The organism is Nocardia altamirensis NBRC 108246, from assembly GCF_001612685.1.
Lineage (GTDB): Bacteria > Actinomycetota > Actinomycetes > Mycobacteriales > Mycobacteriaceae > Nocardia > Nocardia altamirensis.
The window spans coordinates 1-17109 of record NZ_BDAY01000037.1 but is presented as its reverse complement, the minus strand read 5'-3'; the positions used below and the strand labels follow the sequence as shown (position 1 = coordinate 17109).

The 17109-nt window shown below is 66.0% G+C and carries 14 protein-coding genes and 1 tRNA gene; 6 read left to right on the top strand and 9 right to left on the bottom strand.

Features of this window, described 5'->3' with window-relative positions:
- Nucleotides 1–134 precede the first annotated feature (134 nt).
- From NA11_RS20270 to NA11_RS20255, 4 genes are all read right to left on the bottom strand, one after another.
- Nucleotides 135–1478 (bottom strand): ABC1 kinase family protein, encoded by a 1344-nt coding sequence (locus tag NA11_RS20270; RefSeq protein WP_069163597.1) that lies wholly within the window; start codon nucleotides 1476–1478, stop codon nucleotides 135–137.
- A 210-nt stretch (nucleotides 1479–1688) separates the two neighbouring features.
- Complete coding sequence (locus NA11_RS20265) at nucleotides 1689–2552, bottom strand: TOMM precursor leader peptide-binding protein (RefSeq protein WP_069163525.1); 864 nt, start codon at nucleotides 2550–2552, stop codon at nucleotides 1689–1691.
- A gap of 86 nt (nucleotides 2553–2638) precedes the next feature.
- Entirely contained in the window at nucleotides 2639–4066 is a 1428-nt protein-coding gene (locus NA11_RS20260) for a zinc-dependent metalloprotease (protein ID WP_069163524.1), read from the bottom strand.
- 158 nt (nucleotides 4067–4224) lie between these two features.
- Nucleotides 4225–5367: a Fic family protein gene (locus tag NA11_RS20255; RefSeq protein ID WP_069163523.1), complete on the bottom strand. Its 1143-nt coding sequence runs from the start codon at nucleotides 5365–5367 to the stop codon at nucleotides 4225–4227.
- A gap of 123 nt (nucleotides 5368–5490) precedes the next feature.
- Between NA11_RS20255 and NA11_RS20250 the strand changes: the two genes are divergently transcribed.
- On the top strand, nucleotides 5491–6519 hold the full coding sequence (locus tag NA11_RS20250) for a YlbL family protein (RefSeq protein WP_218023351.1): 1029 nt from the start codon (nucleotides 5491–5493) through the stop codon (nucleotides 6517–6519).
- 5 nt (nucleotides 6520–6524) lie between these two features.
- Here the strand turns inward: NA11_RS20250 and NA11_RS20245 are convergent, their stop codons facing one another.
- Complete coding sequence (locus tag NA11_RS20245) at nucleotides 6525–7109, bottom strand: PPA1309 family protein (protein ID WP_069163521.1); 585 nt, start codon at nucleotides 7107–7109, stop codon at nucleotides 6525–6527.
- Nucleotides 7110–7537: 428 nt separating this feature from the next.
- On the opposite strand from NA11_RS20245, the gene NA11_RS20240 reads away from it, so the two are divergent.
- Entirely contained in the window at nucleotides 7538–10528 is a 2991-nt protein-coding gene (locus tag NA11_RS20240) for a UPF0182 family protein (RefSeq protein ID WP_069163520.1), read from the top strand.
- A 78-nt stretch (nucleotides 10529–10606) separates the two neighbouring features.
- Here NA11_RS20240 and NA11_RS20235 read toward each other — a convergent pair whose 3' ends face one another.
- Nucleotides 10607–11158, bottom strand: a complete 552-nt coding sequence (locus NA11_RS20235; RefSeq protein WP_069163519.1) for a transglycosylase family protein — start codon at nucleotides 11156–11158, stop codon at nucleotides 10607–10609.
- 539 nt (nucleotides 11159–11697) lie between these two features.
- Here NA11_RS20235 and NA11_RS20230 point away from each other — a divergent pair.
- From NA11_RS20230 to NA11_RS20220, 3 genes are all read left to right on the top strand, one after another.
- Nucleotides 11698–11771 (top strand) — tRNA-Met (locus tag NA11_RS20230).
- A gap of 324 nt (nucleotides 11772–12095) precedes the next feature.
- Nucleotides 12096–13001 carry a CAP domain-containing protein gene (locus NA11_RS20225; RefSeq protein WP_069163518.1) on the top strand — a complete coding sequence of 302 codons (906 nt, stop codon included), beginning with the start codon at nucleotides 12096–12098 and terminating at the stop codon, nucleotides 12999–13001.
- Between the two features lie 79 nt (nucleotides 13002–13080).
- Nucleotides 13081–13674 carry an HD domain-containing protein gene (locus tag NA11_RS20220; protein ID WP_069163517.1) on the top strand — a complete coding sequence of 198 codons (594 nt, stop codon included), beginning with the start codon at nucleotides 13081–13083 and terminating at the stop codon, nucleotides 13672–13674.
- A 16-nt stretch (nucleotides 13675–13690) separates the two neighbouring features.
- On the opposite strand, the gene NA11_RS20215 is transcribed toward NA11_RS20220, so the two are convergent.
- Both NA11_RS20215 and NA11_RS20210 read right to left on the bottom strand, forming a co-directional pair.
- A complete protein-coding gene (locus NA11_RS20215) occupies nucleotides 13691–14239 on the bottom strand; it encodes a DUF6368 family protein (RefSeq protein WP_141717720.1) in 549 nt (182 codons plus the stop codon).
- A gap of 78 nt (nucleotides 14240–14317) precedes the next feature.
- On the bottom strand, nucleotides 14318–15580 hold the full coding sequence (locus NA11_RS20210; protein ID WP_069163515.1) for an MFS transporter: 1263 nt from the start codon (nucleotides 15578–15580) through the stop codon (nucleotides 14318–14320).
- A gap of 286 nt (nucleotides 15581–15866) precedes the next feature.
- Between NA11_RS20210 and NA11_RS20205 the strand changes: the two genes are divergently transcribed.
- Entirely contained in the window at nucleotides 15867–16676 is an 810-nt protein-coding gene (locus NA11_RS20205; RefSeq protein ID WP_069163514.1) for a VOC family protein, read from the top strand.
- 58 nt (nucleotides 16677–16734) lie between these two features.
- On the opposite strand, the gene NA11_RS45725 is transcribed toward NA11_RS20205, so the two are convergent.
- On the bottom strand, nucleotides 16735–17109 hold a 375-nt coding region (locus tag NA11_RS45725), incomplete at its 5' end, for a hypothetical protein (protein ID WP_218023350.1).

Here is a 17109-nt window from a genome sequence, read left to right as displayed (position 1 = left end):
CTTGCCGATGTCGTCATCATCCGGACACCAGTGACGGTAACCGACCCACCGCGGCAAAGCACTCAGTTCAGTCAGCGAGTCCGGCGCGGATCCGGCTCCCATGCCGGTGGCCGCCGCGCCGTGACCGAGAGATGTCAGCTTGCGGTGCGCTCTTCGCGGAAGCCGGGCATCCAGGTGCGGACCAGTTCCATGAAGGGGAGTTCGGCGTCGAGCTGGGCGAGGATGCCGACGGAGCCACCGAGGACGCGGAAGATCATCACGTATTCGGCCGGGAGTTGCAGGGCCCGTGCGGTTTTCATCTCCTGGCTGGTGATGTCGGACGCCTTGCCCGCGACCCGCTGCATCCAGCGGCGGGTGAAGTGGAACGAGTCGGACTTGATCGGGTCGGTGAACGGACGCAGATAGTCCGCGATCTCCTTGTGCGTGACGACGCGGCCGGGGATGACCCAGCCGTTGTCGTACATCAGCTCGGTGAGTTCCTCGAACTGCTCCTCGACCGCGAGCGCGAGCATCCGGCCGAGCACGGGCGGGAAGCCGTTCGGCATCGGTGCGCAGGCGCCGAAGTCGATGACGGCGAGCTTGCCGTCGGTCAGCATCATGAAGTTGCCGGGGTGCGGGTCGGCGTGCAGCAGGCCGACGGTTTCGGGCGAGGAGAAATGGAAGCGGCCCATCAGGCCTGCGACCCGGTTGCGCAGCGCGCGGGTGCCCTCCGGATCGTCGGCGCCCGACTTGATGATCGAGGAGACCGGGGTGCCGTCGAGCCATTCGGTGACGATCACCTTCGGCGCGCTGGCGACCACCTTGGGCACCACGATCTCGGCGTGCCCGTCGAACGCCTTCGCGAACGCGCGCTGGTTGCTCGCCTCGTTGCGGTAGTCGAGTTCTTCCTCGGTGCGCTCGGTGATCTCGGCGAGGATCGGTTTCACGTCGGCGCCGGGGATGACCGTCGCGAGCAATCCCGTCATCCTGGACAGCGTTTTGAGGTCGGCGCGCAACGCCTCGTCGGCGCCGGGGTACTGCACCTTCACCGCGACGACGCGACCGTCCGACCACACCGCCTTGTGCACCTGGCCGATGCTGGCCGACGCGGCGGGGCTGTCGTCGAACTCCTGAAAACGCTGCCGCCACTGCGTGCCGAGCTGTTGGTCGAGCACCCGGTGCACGGTTTCGGCGGGCATCGGCGGCGCGGCCGCCTGCAGCTTCGTCAACGCCTCGCGGTAGTGCTCGCCGAATTCCTCGGGGACTGCGGCTTCCATCACGCTCAGCGCCTGGCCGAACTTCATCGCGCCGCCCTTGAGCTCGCCGAGCACCGTGAACAGCTGCTCCGCGGCCTTCTGATTCAGCTGCGCGTTGATCTCCGACTTGTCGCCGCCTGCCAGCTTCTTCCCGAATCCCACGGCCGCGCGCCCGGCGATGCCGAGTGGAATCTTGGCCAACTTGGCGTTTCGGGATGAGCGACGGCGCACGATCTCAGACACGTACCCATCATGGCGGACGCACCCGCTACTTAGCCACGGCAATCTTGAAACGGCGGCGTTCGAGCGAGTGACCCCGATCACTTCGACCCGATCGCGATCACATTCGCGCGCCATATCTTGCGCACTTATGCGTGTTCCGTATCGAAACGCCCTGTGCGGAGGGCGGTTCAGTGGTGTGCCGCGGTGCTGTCCAGCAGCGCGAACGTTGCCTTACAACGGCAGCCCGGCGGGGATGCGCGCACAGTCGCAGTCCGGATGCCGGGGCCAACGGCGGTGGTCCAGCCGGTGCGAGTCCAGGTCCAGCTCGAGGGTGGTGTCGAGGGTGGCGAGCGGGCGGTCCGGCGACAGCGACAGGATCGTTTCGATCTCGGTGACGGCCAGTGCCGCGGTGGCCGCGACGCGGGCGGGCGAGGCATGACCGGTGCGACCGAGCAACTGGGCGGCCAGGTGCGGCCAGCTGTCGTCGTTGTCGGAGCGCAACAGGTCGGCGCAGCGCAGGCAGCTGGTGGCGCCGGGCAGCACGAGCGGCCCGATCAGTCCTCTGCCGTCCCTGATCCGCACCGGCAGGTGTGGAATCCGGTGTCGAACAAGATCATCGATGAGACGCGGGTCCGCGATCTGCGCGTCGGTCAGCACCACCAGATCGACCCGCCAGGTGGACACCGAGGCGGCCTGCGGTCCGTAGTCGCGGGACCGGCTCGGGCGCAGGCCGAGTTTGCGCAGCCCCGCGGCGACCGCATCCGACATCGGCCCCAACCCGTGCACCCGCACCGCGCGGATGCGTCCGGCACGCTCGTCCGGATGCTCGAGCAGGCCTGCCTCGTCGAGCAGGTCGAGCAGCGCCACCGCATGCTCCGGTTCGATGCCGTGTTCGCCTGCGCGCCAGACGATCTGGGGTCGAGTCTGCAACCCGTCCAGCAGTCGAAGGAACGCGACGACCGTGTCGGCGTCCAGCCCGCCGGAATCCAGCACCACCGCGGTCTCCGGCTGCCACCCGAGCTGCACGACGCCGGACGGGCGCACCAGCACCGCGACCTGAGAGCGCAGCATCGGACCACGGCGCAGGGATGTCATGCCAAGCAGTATGCGAACCCCGCTGTGCGTGACTCGCGCGAAATCCCGTGGTTATCCCCAGGATTCACGCCGGTCAACAGGGCAGGTCAGGCGGACGGGCCGCTGTCCTTACCGAGGTCGGGCCCGGACTCGCCGCTGTCAGCTCGGCGTTCCTCGGCCTGTTGCCGCTCGGCCTGCTCCCGCGCCTCGGTCTCTGCCAGCTGCGCGAGCGGATCGTCGAACGCGGTGGTGCCGCCGCCGATCACCGAATCGATGAAGCCCGCGGGGGAGTCCAGGTCGGCGGAGTCGGGCAGCAGGTCGGGGTGGGCCCAGACGCCGTCGCGTTTCTCCATACCCGCATCGTTGGTCAGCCTGCGCCACAGCGCGGCGGCCTCGCGCAGCTTGCGCGGTCGCAGCTCGAGACCGACCAGGGTCGCGAACGTCTGCTCCGCGGGACCGCCGGTGCCGCGGCGCCTGCGCAGCGTCTCGGCCAGCGCGCCCGCGCCGGGCAGCCGATCGCCGACCGCGTCGGTGACCACGACCTCGACCCAGCCCTCGATCAACGCGAGCAGCGTCTCGAGTCGTTCCAGCGCCTGCTTCTGCTCCGGCGTCGTCTGTGGTTCGAACGTGCCCTGCGACAAGATCTCCTCGAGCTTCGAGGGATCCGACAACGCCATCGGGTCGATGCCCTGGGCCGCCTCCTCCAACGCGGAGAAATCCATCCGGATGCCGCGTGCGTAATCCTCGACCGCGGCGAGCACCTGCTGGCGCAGCCACGGCACGTGACCGAACAGCCGCTGATGCGCCGCCTCCCGCGCGGCGAGGAACACCATGATCTCGCTCTCCGGCTGCTCCAGGCCTGCGCTGAACTCCGAGATCGCCGAGGGCAACAGGGCCGCGGTACCGGAAGGGCCGAGCGGAAGACCGATATCGGTGGAGGTCAGCACCTCCTTGGCGAGCTGGCCGAGCGCCTGCCCGAGCTGCGAGCCGAACGCGAGCCCGCCCATCTGGCCGAGCATGCCGACCATCGGCGCGGCGAACTCCTTCGCCTCCTCCGGTAACGACGCGGTCCACATTCCGGAAATCTGTTGCGCCACCGGGTCGCACAGCCGCTGCCAGGTCGACAGGGTCTCCTCGATCCAGTCGTTGGCGGTCCACGCGACGGTCTTGGTCGCGCCGGCGGGCAGCGTGGTCGCGCCGTCGAGCCACAGCTCGGCCAGGTGCGCGGCATCGGCGACGGCACTCGCGGTGCTCGCCGACACCGGGGTCAGGTTCTTGCCGAGTTGCTGGCGAGCCAGCCGCTTGGCGACGTCGTAGTTCACCGGTCCGGACTGTGCCGAGCCCGGCTGGCCCATGCCGCTGAGCATCTGGCCGAGCGAGGTCAGCATCTGTCCGAGCTGCGACGGATCGAAGCCGCCGCCAGGTCCGCCCATTCCCATGCCGAACGGGTTGTTCGACTCGGGACCGCCCGGCTCGTCACCGCGCTTGCGGTCATCGTCGTCGCGGTTCGAAAATCCGAAGGGGACGTCACTCATACGGTTCACGTTACGCGTTTAGTGCAGCCCCCCGACGTTCGCGCAGCGCGAAACAGTGCCTGTTCTCGGCGTGCTCGCTCCTGTGCCGTTCGTCGCACTGGTCTGTTTCCCGCCGTGCTGCCTCAGCTCCATGGCGATAGGTCCCGACGTTCATCGGGCTATGTGGTGATGGTGTACGGATCTGTCAACGTTGTCGGCGTCCGGGCGATGTCCAAGGGTGCTTCGGGAAAGCGGGAGCCTGCGACGTAGAACCGCGCGCGGGTTCGTCCTACGGGCTCGAGGATCTGCCGGTGGACCAGCTCACGCAAATCTCGTTGTGCCTGCTGCAGGTTCAGGCCTTCGTTCTGTTCATAACGAGTGCGGCGGACGCGACCGGACAACGCGACGTCGTGCAACGCGGTGATCAACCGCTCATCGAGGCGCTCGCGGGACGCGAATTCGGTCAGGGTTTCCCAGATCTGGCCGGAGCGGAGGAACCGAGCATGGACGGTCTGCGCCTGCTGGTGGTAGGCGGTCAGATTGAACTGAATCCATTCCGACACATCCTGATCCGGCAGGTACTTGCTGCCTCGCCGCCCGAGTACCTGGTAGTAGTCCCAGGTATTGCCCGGCCGTCCCAACCACGCCTCGATCGAGGAGAACTCCGGAGCCAGCACACCCTCGCGCGCAATCATCAGCGTTTGCAGCGACCGGGACATTCGTCCGTTGCCGTCGGCCCACGGGTGGATCGACACCAAGTGCAAATGTGCCATCGCGGCCCGCACCAGGGGATGCGCCGCGTCCTCGGCACCGAGCCAGTCCACCAGTTCTGCCATCAGCCCTGGCACGGCCTCGACGTCCGGAGCCGTATAGGCGGCGATGCTCGGGTCTCGCGCATCGGTGACGTAGCCCGGTCCTTGCCGCCATTGCCCAGCGGGCTTCCTGTTGGTGTGCCGATGCCCCTGCAGCATCCAATGCAGTGCGTTGAGTAACCCCTTGCTGTAGGCGAAGTCGTCGATGTCGTGCATGGTCTGGATGTAGGTCATCACGTGCTCATAGGCGAGCGTTTCGGCGCGGTTCTCGTCCGAGACATCGACGTCACGTTCCCCGGCGATGAGATCCTCCACGTCGATGGTGGAGACCTTGAAGCCCTCGATCGAGTTCGATGCCGCGACCGCGTCCGCAGTAAGGAACTTCCGCAACCCTTTCGCCCATTTTGTCGGCTTGCCTTGGAGCTGATGGCGCAGCTCATCGCGCATGCGGTCCACCTCGGACAACACGCGTTCGTCGCTGCTTTTCAGTGCGGGTGTCGGAAAGAGCACGTATCGACAATATAATGACGTAATCATTACGTCAATTGTCGGACTGCTGACCGAGGACGCGGTGGCGTGCCGAATGTTCGCCTCTGCGGCCCGGAGCGGGCGGCGATCATTACTGTGGTCCAGGTGAATCGTCGGATCCTCACCCTGGTGGCCGCTCTGATCCCGGTGCTGGTGCTCGGTGCGCTCGGCACCGTGCTCACTGTGCCGTTCGTCGCACTCGGCCCCGGCCCTACCTTCAACACGCTCGGCAAGGTGGACGGCAAAGAGGTCGTCGATGTCCGCGGCACCGAGGTGGACCCGGTGTCGGGTCACCTCAATATGACGACGGTGTCGGTGCGGGACGGGTTGAGCATCTTCGAGGCCTTCGGCTTCTGGGTGAGCGGCAAGCACGGGCTGGTGCCGCGCGCCGAGGTGTATCCGCCTGGGGTGCCGCGCGAGGAGATCGACAAGTCGAACCAGCAGGACTTCAAGGACTCCGAGGGCAATGCCGAAGTGGCGGCGCTGCATTTCCTGAACCTGCCGACGGTGGTGCTGCTGCGCAAGGTGGCCGAGGAAGGTCCGGCCAAGGACCTGCTTCGCCAGGGCGACCAGATCATCAGCATCAACAACGCCCCGATGAACACGCCGAAGGATGTGGTGTCTGCGGTCTCCGGGCAGGCGCCGGGCACTCAGTTGACCATGCTGGTGCGTCGCGACACCGGCGAGCAGACCGTCACCGTCACCCTCGGCCCGCGGCCGGATGATCAGGCCAAGGGCTACCTCGGCGTGACACCGGGGGAGGGCGCGCGCCCGCCCATGCAAGTGGACTTCAATCTCGCCGACATCGGCGGACCGTCGGCCGGGCTGATGTTCAGCCTCGCGCTGATCGACAAACTCACCCCCGGTGAACTGGATGGCGGGCGCTTCGTCGCAGGCACCGGAACCATCGATCAGGACGGCAAGGTCGGCCCGATCGGCGGCATCCAGTACAAGATGATGGCCGCGCGCGACGCGGGCGCAGAGACCTTCCTCGTCCCTGCCGCGAACTGCAGCGAGGCGAAGCAGCGCATCCCCGACGGCCTGCGCCTGGTGAAGGTCGAAAACCTCACCGGCGCAGTGCAGGCGCTCAACGACATCAACGCGGGCAAGGAGCCCGTCAGCTGCAGTAGCTGACGCGGTCACTCCAGCGTGGCGTGCAGCGCCTCGATCAGGTTGGGCGCCAGGTTCGGGTAGGTGCGCAGGTCCATGTCGGCGAATTCGTCGGCGTCGTCCTCCGGCCGCACCTGCAGCAGGGACAGCGAAGCACCCTCGCGCAGCACCGCGGCGAACAGTCGCGCCTCGCGCCGATCGGGATGCGCTTCGGCCGCGGCCCGCGCGGCGGCGTCGGCGGCCTCGTGGTCGGCGAGCAACGGCACCAGCGCGTCGTCGAGCGCGGATTCCGCGTCCGGCGGCAACACCACGATCTCCTGCACCAGGACGCAGCCGAGCACCGCGGGCGGCCAGCTCATGGTCGCGAGGATCTCGTCGAGCGCCATCGAACCGCCCGTCACGTCGTCCGGGAACAGCTCCTGGGCAACAGGAGTGAGCTCGGCGCCCTCGTCGAGCTCGTCCAGCAGCTCGGGCTGGGCGGCGACCAGGTCGGCCGTCGGCACCAGCGCAAACATCTGCGGCGGCTTGCCCCACCCCTCGGCATCCACAAATTCCGCCACCTCCCGGACGGAACGGGCGAGGACGAGTTCGGCATGCAGATCTGCGGGGGTCACGGGGTGTATCCAATCAAACGACCCGCAGGCCGAGTCACCAACCCGCTGATTCGCCACCGACCACCACCCGTGTCCTACACAAGCAGCACCATTACCGACCCACTCAACCACTACGCGCGAGGCTTTCGAGCGCCGTTCGCGGCCCGTCTCGCGTCCGAGTGGCCGAAGCGCATGCGCCGCAGGCGCGAGTCTCGGCCGCTCGGACGCGAGGCCCACCCGTCGCCCGACCACCGCCCCTCATCGGATCGCTACGCGATGCTGATTCCTATGGCCGCGAACACGCAGCGCCGGAGGCGCTGCCAAAGACACTGTCCGATTCCGTAGAGTGGGCCCGAAGCGGTCCGGAAGGACCATCCGCAACATCGGACTGCGGCGGCTCGGCCGGACGTTTTCGGCGCGGGCGCCGCCGGACCTTGGAGAGTGGCATCGTGGGCATGCGGCCCCCCACCGGCTTACCTTCGCTGTCTCGACGCAGCCGCGTGCTGCTTCTGGCGGCCATCGCCTTGGCGGCGTTGCTGCTGCTCGGGCCACGACTGACCGATACCTACACCAACTGGCTGTGGTTCGGGGAGGTCAATTTCCGCAGTGTGTATCTCACGGTGCTGCGGACGCGGATCTTGCTGTTCGTCGCCACCGCCCTCTTCGTCGGCCTGATCGTCTGGCTCGCGTTGCTGCTCGCCTACCGGTCTCGGCCGGTGTTCGTGCCGGTGGCCGGGCCGAACGATCCGATCGCGCGGTACCGCACCACCGTGATGAGCAGGCTTCGGCTGTTCGGTGTCGGCATCCCGTTGCTGCTCGGTCTGCTGTCCGGCCTGGTGGCGCAATCGAATTGGGTGACGGTGCAGCTGTTCTTGAACAGCAGCTCGTTCGGCCAGCAGGATCCGCAGTTCCATCTGGACGTCAGCTTCTACGCGTTCGAGCTTCCGTTCTATCGGATGGTGTTGAATTGGCTGTTCGTCGCGGTGGTCATCGCGTTCTTCGCCAGCTTGATCACTCACTACATCTTCGGCGGCCTGCGGTTGAGCGGCCGCGAGGGCACGCTCACCAGGGCCGCGCGGGTCCAGCTTGCGGTGATCGCGGGAATCTTCGTGCTGCTCAAGGCGATCGCGTACTGGTTCGATCGCTATGAGCTGCTGATGAGCAGCCGCAAGGAGCCCACCTTCACCGGTGGTTCCTTCACCGATATCAACGCGGTGCTGCCCGCCAAGCTGATCCTGTTGTCCATCGCGGTGATCTGCGCGATCGCTTTCTTCGCAGGCATCGTGCTCCGCGATCTGCGGGTGCCTGCCATGGCGGCGGCCTTGCTCGTGCTGTCCTCGATCCTGGTCGGCGCGGTGTGGCCGCTTGTGGTGGAACAGTTCTCGGTGCGCCCGAACGCGGCGGACAAGGAGAGCGAATACATTCAGCGCAATATCGCCGCGACCAGGCAGGCGTACGGCATCACGCCCGACAAGATCGACTATGTGGATTACAAGGGCGAGAGCAAGAAGACGCCGCTCGAGGTTCCGGTCGACGCCGCGACGATCGGCAATGCCAGGCTGCTCGATCCGAACATCCTGTCGCCGACGTTCACTCAGTTGCGTCAGCTGAAGAACTTCTACGGTTTCCCCGAGTCGCTCGACATCGACCGCTACAACCTCGACGGCGATGTGCAGGACTACATCGTCGCCGCGCGTGAGCTGTCGCCCGCGGCGTTGAGCGGCAACCAGACGGACTGGATCAACCAGCACACCGTCTACACCCACGGCAACGGTTTCGTTGCGGCACCGGCCAACCGGGTCAACAAGCCGCAATCCGATCCGAACGCGACGGGCGGCAGCAGCGACAGCGGCTACCCGATCTTCATGGTCAGCGACCTGTTCACGCCGACGGACAAGCAGCGGATCAAGGTCGACCAGCCGCGCATCTACTACGGAGAGGTGATTTCGCAGACCAACCCGGACTACGCGATCGTCGGCGCCAACAGTCAGGCGCCGCGTGAATACGACACGGACGCCGCGCAGTTCACCTATGACGGCAAGGGCGGTGTGTCGATCGGCAACTGGTTCAACCGGCTTGCCTTCGCCGCCAAGTACGCCGAGCGCAATATTCTCTTCTCCTCGGCCATCGGCAACGACTCGAAGATCATCTTCAACCGCGCGCCGCGCGAGCGGGTGCAGAAGGTGGCGCCGTGGCTGACCACCGACGGCAACGCTTATCCGGCAGTGGTCAACGGGCGGATCCAGTGGATCGTCGACGCGTACACCACTCTCGACAACTACCCGTACGCGCAGACCACCTCGCTCAGCAGCACGGTCGAGGACAGCATCGACAAGAAGACCGGTCGACTGCTGCCGCGCAAGACGGTCAGCTACATCCGCAACTCGGTCAAGGCCACCGTCGACGCCTACGACGGCACGGTGACGCTGTACGAGACGGACAAGACCGATCCGGTGCTGCAGGCGTGGCGCGGGGTGTTCCCCGGCGCGGTGAAGTCGGAGAGCGAGATCTCGCCGGAGCTGCGGGCGCACTTCCGCTATCCGGAGGATCTGTTCAAGGTGCAGCGCGAGATGCTGACCAAGTATCACGTGGACAATCCGCGAGAGTTCTTCACCAACAACGCGTTCTGGTCGGTGCCGACCGATCCGACGATCGAGGGCGGCACCTTCAACCAGCCGCCGTACTACGTACTGCTCGGTGATCCGCAGTCGAACAAGCCGGTGTTCAACCTGACCAGTGCCATGGTCGGCTACAACAGGCAGTTCCTCTCTGCGTACATCTCGGTGCGTGCCGATCCGGAGAACTACGGCAAGTTCACGATTCGTCGCTTGCCGACCGACACGCAGACGCTCGGTCCGCAGCAGACACAGAACCGGATGACGACCGCGCCGGATGTGTCGCAAGAGAAGACCTTGCTGTCCAACTCGAACAAGATCAAATACGGCAACTTGCTGACGCTGCCGGTCGCCGACGGCGGCATTCTCTACGTGGAGCCGTTCTACAACGAACGCAACACCGGGCCGAATACCGCGACGTTCCCGCAGCTGCTGCGCGTGCTGGTGAGCTACCGCGACGAAGCGGGCAGCGTCAAGGTCGGCTACGCGTCGACATTGGCCGACGCGTTGAACCAGGTGTTGCCGGGAGCGGGAGCACTGGCGACGCCGTTCGGTGGCGACTCCGGTGCGCGGCCCAAACCGGGCACCGTGCCGCCACCTGTCGAGCCCGGTTCGACGACACAGCCGCCCGGCGGTACGCCACCGCCTGCCGGGGTGACGCCGCCGCCCGGCTCGTCCCCGGCGAAGGACGCTGCCGCAGCAGAGCTGAACCGGAAGATCGACAATGTGCGTAATGCCATGCGCACCGGCAACTTCCAGGACTTCGGCAAGGCGCTGGACGAGCTGGACGCGGCAGTGAAGGCCTACCAGGACGCCGGTCGCTGAGGTAGGTATCGAGCGAAACACGAAGCGGCGCTGCTATCCCCGGGGATAGCAGCGCCGCTTGCGTTGTGCGACAGCAGGTTATCGGTTCGCGATCGACTCGATCAGCGGACCGTTCTGCTCCAGGATCTGCTGGAACTGGGCTTCGACGCCGTACTGCTTGGCCAGGTTGCTACCCACCGACTTGGCCTGGTCGACGAGCGCCTGACGGCTGCCCGGTGCGGGCAGGGCCGGCGCAGCGGGCTCAGGCTCGGGCTCCGGTGTGGCGGCGACCTCGGGCTCGGAGGTGCCTGCGCGCAGGTACTTGCCGCACGACGGCCAGGCGCCCTGGCCCTGAGTGGCGAGCACGTTCTCCGCGACGCGGATCTGCTCCTCCTTGCTCGCGGTGTGGGCCGAGCCCTGACCGCCGTTGGCCCGCCAGGTGCTCTGCGAGAACTGCAGGCCGCCGTAGTAGCCGTTTCCGGTGTTGATCCCCCAATTGCCGCCGCTCTCGCACTGTGCGACACCGTCCCAGTTGTGGGCGGGTGCTGCGGATGCGGTCGCGGTGGAGAATGCGAACGGGACGGCAACAAGAGCGCCGGTCACGGCGGCAAAGCCGAGGGCGCGGGCGTTGAACTTCCGGTTCTCAGTCATAAGTGCTTTTCCCTCCCTGCGCCTACCGGCTCGGCGAATAACGTCGCCGGGTCCCTGCCCCCAGGTCGTCGGGGATCCTCGAACCGTGGGGCAGGGTCGCCGGTATTCGTCGGTTCGAGTTCGAGCCCATCACGGATGATCCGGGCCGTGAACGCACGGTAACGAAGAAATCTCGGCAGATCACGTCTTGATAACACCCGAATTGCATGAAGCGAATAACCCGAATATCGTCCTTTGTGCAGGTGGGAAATGCCCTCGACACGCGTTCCGGTCGGTCTGTTATAGCACCGTTAAGTGTTCGAGATCACTACGAAATGGTGACCCGGATCACGTTTGAGCGGTTGCGATAGTCGGTGATAGACCCATTCGCATTGCTAAGAGTTCGGGTTCGTCGCCCCCGTGCGTGTGCGATCTTGCGTTCTGGCTAGCTGTCGGGCCGCTCGGCTCGTCGCGCTGATCGACTGCCGAGACCGAAATCGCCGGTCTGACCAGGCGATTTGGCGTCAGCGTGAACCCGTGTGTAATGTTGTGTTTACCGACGCGGGGTGGAGCAGCTCGGTAGCTCGCTGGGCTCATAACCCAGAGGTCGCAGGTTCAAATCCTGTCCCCGCTACAAAGGGAAAACGGCTCGGAACGAAATGTTCCGAGCCGTTTTTCATTGCTGCTCGAAGTAGGGCGTTCGCCGGCCGTCGGATCACCGCGCCGGTATCAGGCTGACCTTGACTCGTATTGACAAGGCCTAAGACAGCGCAACCTCGGCGTCGCAGGACCCTACGCTTCGGTACTGATCAGCATCGGATCAACGGCGCTCCGGTGCTGATCGATACTGGGTCAGCGCGAGTACGGAGAACGCGATAGTGGTGGTCACCTCCATCGAATTGCCGGATCCCAAGGGGGACAGGCGATGTCGATGAATGCAGAGTCGAGAATGTGGAATATGATGCGGGACTTCACCGGTCGGCGGTCACGAGCCGCGCTCGGTGCGGTCTGCGCGCTTGCTGTCGTCGCGGGCGGCGCAGTGGCCGGACCGGCGGCCGCCGAACCGGAGGAGCCTGCGACAGGGACGGTTCATGCGCCGAATTGGCGTCTGCCAGTCAATGTTCGGTCCGGTCCGAGCCTGAAGAGTTCGAAGGTCGGCCGTGTTCGGCACGGTGCAACGGTGACGATCGTGTGCACGGTTCGCGGCGACCGCGTCAAGGGTGGATGGGCTGCCACCGATGTGTGGGACAAGCTCGACACCGGCGGGTTCATCAGCGACGCTTTCGTCGACACCGGAACCGACGAACCTGCGGCTCCCGACTGCTCGGGCGACGATCCCGAGCAGCCGAAACCTACCGAGCCTGCGGAACCGACCGACCCGCCGAAACCCACTGAGCCGCCGAAACCCACTGAGCCTGCGGAGCCGGAAAAGCCGGACGCGGGTGAGGGCGCGACGGCGTGGGAGAAGGAAGTCTTCGACCTCACCAATGCCGAGCGCAAGAAGAAGGGCTGCCAGCCGCTGCGCATGGATGCGCGGTTGACCAAGGCCGCGCGGCTGCACAACCAGGAAATGCGAGAGCGACGCTACTTCAATCACATCAGCCCCGTCGCCAGCCACCGCTACCCCGAGCACCGCGCGAAGGCGCAGGGGTACCAGGCGGAGGTCTCGGAGATCATCGCTCTTGGTGCTTCCAATCCCCGTGAGGCCATGCAGGGTTGGATGTGGAGCTCCGGTCACCGGGAGGAACTGCTCAAATGCTCCTGGAAGTCGGTCGGCGTCGCTGCGCTGAAAGGCAGTCCAGGACGCGGCAATCGCTTGGAAGACACGGGGCCGTGGTGGACCCAGATGTTCGGCACCCGCTGATCCCGCCGCACCGCTGTCTGGAAAGCGGCTCGAAACGCGATGTTCTGGGCCGCTTTTCGTTGCTGCTACCTTGGCTCGGATGACTTCGGAAGTCCTGCGCAGAGCCCTAGCCGATTCAGGTGATCCGGCGTTGCGGCCGTTGCCGGAACGAGTCGGGGCGCTGCTCGAGCGTATGGATGCGCCGCCGAGACTTGCGGCGCACCTCCGCGCGGTCCACGATGTCGCCTGCGAGGTGGTCGACTGGCTGGAGCGACACTACGGTGCGGTGGAAATCGACAGGGCCGCAGTGTTGTTCGGAGCAGCAACCCACGACGTCGGCAAGGTCGTCCACCAGGACGAGCTCTCGGGGCCCGGCTCAGCCCATGAACAGGACGGATACCGGCTGCTGCTGGAGCACGGTGTCAGCGCGGACCTCGCTCGCTTCGCCCGCACCCACGCTTCCTGGCACGAGGCCGATATCGGCATCGACGATCTGCTGGTCAGCCTGGCCGACAAGATCTGGAAGGCCAAGCGCGTTCCCGAGCTCGAGCAGCTGGTCGTTGCCCACCTCGTGGCGGCGAGCGGGGAGCCGTCGTGGCAGGCGTTCATGGCCTTGGACGACGAACTCAACCGGATTGCCGCGGGCGCCGATCACCGTCTTGCCTTTCAGGCGAACTACCCCATCGTCGGCTGACACGAAATCTGTTCGGTCACTTGATCATCCGAAAGCGCGGATGGCGCAGCCACGCGTCGAGGAACTCCACGTCGCCGACGTGGCAGCGGTCGACGAGATACAGGCGGCCCGGCAGCTTGCGCATCCCGTGTGCGATCCGGCTCGCCAGTTCGGCATCTTGCTCACGAGTTCGTTTGACGATGGGGATGTCGTCGGGCCAGGGGAACGGGACCAGGCTGCCGGAGAAATCGATCAAGCCGTCGTATTCGAGCGCGAGCACCAGGCACAGGTGCCCGGCCAGCCGGTGATCGACGCGTTGGTTGGCACCCATCGACACGATGATCGCGGTGGCCGGGGTGAAGCCGATTGCCTTGGCCAGTCGTGGATTCGCACGATGGGGTGGTCGCACGACGACTGCCGTAGGCCCGGCATCGACCAGGTCCTCGGGCATTCCGAAAGCCGAAGGGTCACAGAGATGCCAGTCGTCCTCCCAGGAGGCGGGCAGGAATGCCTGCATCATGAGGCCGCGAACCTCCTCCGCATCGATCGGTTCCTTCAGCAGAACCATCGCACCTGGACCACCCATGCCCTCCATGATGCCGGTCTCGCACACGAGCCAGTCATGTTCGGCTGCGGCTGTTGCACAGCGCTTTCGGGTGTTGGTCTAGATCGCGTCCAATGCTCGCCTGCCGGTGCGCGGGCCCCAGATCCCGACGAGCGTGACCATGGCGAGCAGTGCGACGGTGATGACCGTGAACACCAGGCCTGGGCCGTTGGGGTGGTCGAGCAGCGGCAGCAACACGAACGGCAAGACAGCGGTGCTGACCTTCGACAACGAGTAGGTCGCGCCCGACGCCGTGCCGCGCACCGCGGTCGGGAACGATTCCGGGAGATAGGCGTGCAGCGCGTCCGAGAAGACATTGCTGGCGAGAGTGAACAACGCGCCCGAAAGCAGAATGACCGGCACGCTGGTGGCGAAGCCGAAAGCCAGGCCGAACAACGCCATCAGCGTCGCGGTCGCCATCACGAGATGTTTGCGTTCGAACCGTTCCATCAGCGGGATGGCAAGCAGTGAGCCGAGGGGATAGCCGAGATAGGTGACGGCCAGATAGCTCAGTGAGGTCACCACTTCGAAACCCTTGCGGTCCAGCACGAGAACGGCCAGCGTGCCGAACCCGTAGTAGCCGAAGACCTGCAGGATCATCACCGCGGAGAACAGGGTGGTCCGCGCCCGGTACGGCGGTCGCACGATCGCGCTGAAGGGTGTGGTCGTCGCCTTGGCGGCCTGCCTGGCGATCCAGTGCGGCGATTCCGGCATGTTCTTGCGCGCCACGACCACCACGGCGGCGCCGAGCCCGCCGATCACGAACAGCCAGCGCCATCCGTCGACGCCGAAGGGCTGCAACGGAACCAGCCATTTGGCGAGGAACCCGACGATCGGCACCGCACAGAAACCGATCGTGTACGCCATGGCGATCATCCGGCCGCGCACCTGCGGCGGCACCACCTCGGAGAGATAGGTGTCCGACACGGTCATCTCGGCGCCGATACCGAGGCCTGCGAGGAATCGCGTCGCCATCAGAAAGGTGATGTTGGGGCTGAACGCGCCGAGCAAGGTGAATCCGGAATACAGCGCGATATTGACCATGAACATGCGGCGGCGGCCGAAGATATCGGACAGTCTGCCGATCACCAGCGCGCCGAGGAATTGGCCTGCGAAGGCCGAAGCGACAATGCCGCTGAGTTGGAATGTGGACAGGTGCATTTCTTGCTTCAGCACGCCGGTAATGGTCCCGGCGAGAAACAGCTCGTACAGATCGAAGAACAGTCCGGCGCCGACGAGTACAACCAATTTGCGATGAATGGGACGAACCGGCAGTTCGTCCAGCCGCAGACTTTCTCGCCCGAGGTCGGATGCTGTTGTCATTCCGCCATACTGCCGACGAACCGAGCACCCGACAACTATTTCGTGGTGCGCGACACGAGGTGTCGCGCACGGTTCATTCGAAACTCACCGAATGGTTGAACCTGCCACGCTCCGGCCCGGTGGATGTGGTGTCGCTCACCGCAATTACTGGGCAAGCGTCCAGGTCGCAACACTGTCAAGGCCACCTCGATTCCGCGCACCGCCGCCCGCCGTGGGTGGTTGACTTGCCGTGCGTCGGCTCCGGCCGGTTGCATGTCAGCTAACCCGAGGTCAGGAGGCCACGGAAATGCCCACTCACGACGGAAGTTGGCCGCAGGGGACACCGTGCTGGGTCGACACGCAAGTCGACGACACCGCACGCGCCCGCGAATTCTATGGCGAACTATTCGGCTGGGATGTCCAGGACAGTCCGCCGGAGGCGGGTGGCTATCTGCTGGCGCTACTCGACGGCAGGCCTGCCGCGGGCATCGGGCCCAAGCCCGACGGCATGGACATGCCGTCGGTGTGGACCACCTACTTCGCCGCGGACAGCGCCGATGCGATCGCCGAAAAGGTCACCGCGGCAGGCGGTGTGGTCTTCATGCCGCCGTTCGACGTGCTCGACGTCGGCCGGATGTTCGTCGGGGCCGACCCGGCGGGGGCGCCCTTCGGCGTGTGGGAAGCCAAGGCGCACACCGGTGCCGGGATCTACAACGAGCCGAACGCGTACTGCTGGAACGAGCTGCACACCCTGCAGTACAAGCAGTCGCAGGAGTTCTACGCGGCCGTATTCGGCTGGAACTACACCGAAATCGGTGACGGCACGAACTTCGTCTACTCCACCTTCAGCCTGACGCAAGGTGGCGACCCGGTCGGCGGCATGAACGATTCGGCTATCGGACCCGGCGGCGAGGACATGTCGTACTGGCTGACGTGGTTCCAGGTGGACGGCACCGACGCGGCTCTCGACAAGGGCGTGGCGTTGGGCGCGACCGTCATGATGGGCGCCCAGGACAGTCCGTTCGGTCGGATGGGCATCCTGCGGGGGCCGCAGGGCGAGGTGTTCGGCGTGATCGATACCGCGACGACGGTGGGTGAGCCGCCTTCGGGCACATAGCAATAGCGCACAGAGCAGGGCCTGCGCCGCGGCGCAGGCCCTGCTCTGCTGTCTGACGCTATGACTTGGTGATCGGCGGGATCGCCGGGCGGGTGGTGCGCAGCGTCGCCTTGGCAGCTCGGTTCTCTGCTTCGGTCGCGGCGTTGGCGAGTTCGACGTCGTCGGGTGCGGCAGCCGCTTTGTCGGCCGCACGCATCGCCTCAGCGGCTTGAAAGGCGCCGAGGACGCTGTCGGCGGCCTTGCCGGTCGCTCGGATGGCGGCGTATGCGGCCAGGGCGGCGGAGGCCGCGGCGCGGGTGGCCTCGACGGTCGACATGGCCGCCTCGACCGTGGTCACGGCCGCCTCGGCCGGTGACGGCGCGCGGACTCGGCCGGTCTGGGCGGGTGTGGTGCCGCTCGGGGCCTGCGGAGTGGCGGTGTCGGCGCGGCGGGT

What these genes read in the sequence shown, in the direction of transcription:
- NA11_RS20265 (WP_069163525.1), bottom strand. Translation starts at nt 2,552, where the DNA reads ATGACATCCCTGCGCCGTGGTCCGATGCTGCGCTCTCAGGTCGCGGTG.
- NA11_RS20260 (WP_069163524.1), bottom strand. Translation starts at nt 4,066, where the DNA reads ATGAGTGACGTCCCCTTCGGATTTTCGAACCGCGACGACGATGACCGC.
- NA11_RS20235 (WP_069163519.1), bottom strand. Translation starts at nt 11,158, where the DNA reads ATGACTGAGAACCGGAAGTTCAACGCCCGCGCCCTCGGCTTTGCCGCC.
- NA11_RS20225 (WP_069163518.1), top strand. Translation starts at nt 12,096, where the DNA reads ATGATGCGGGACTTCACCGGTCGGCGGTCACGAGCCGCGCTCGGTGCG.
- NA11_RS20220 (WP_069163517.1), top strand. Translation starts at nt 13,081, where the DNA reads ATGACTTCGGAAGTCCTGCGCAGAGCCCTAGCCGATTCAGGTGATCCG.
- NA11_RS20215 (WP_141717720.1), bottom strand. Translation starts at nt 14,239, where the DNA reads ATGGGTGGTCCAGGTGCGATGGTTCTGCTGAAGGAACCGATCGATGCG.
- NA11_RS20210 (WP_069163515.1), bottom strand. Translation starts at nt 15,580, where the DNA reads ATGACAACAGCATCCGACCTCGGGCGAGAAAGTCTGCGGCTGGACGAA.
- NA11_RS20205 (WP_069163514.1), top strand. Translation starts at nt 15,867, where the DNA reads ATGCCCACTCACGACGGAAGTTGGCCGCAGGGGACACCGTGCTGGGTC.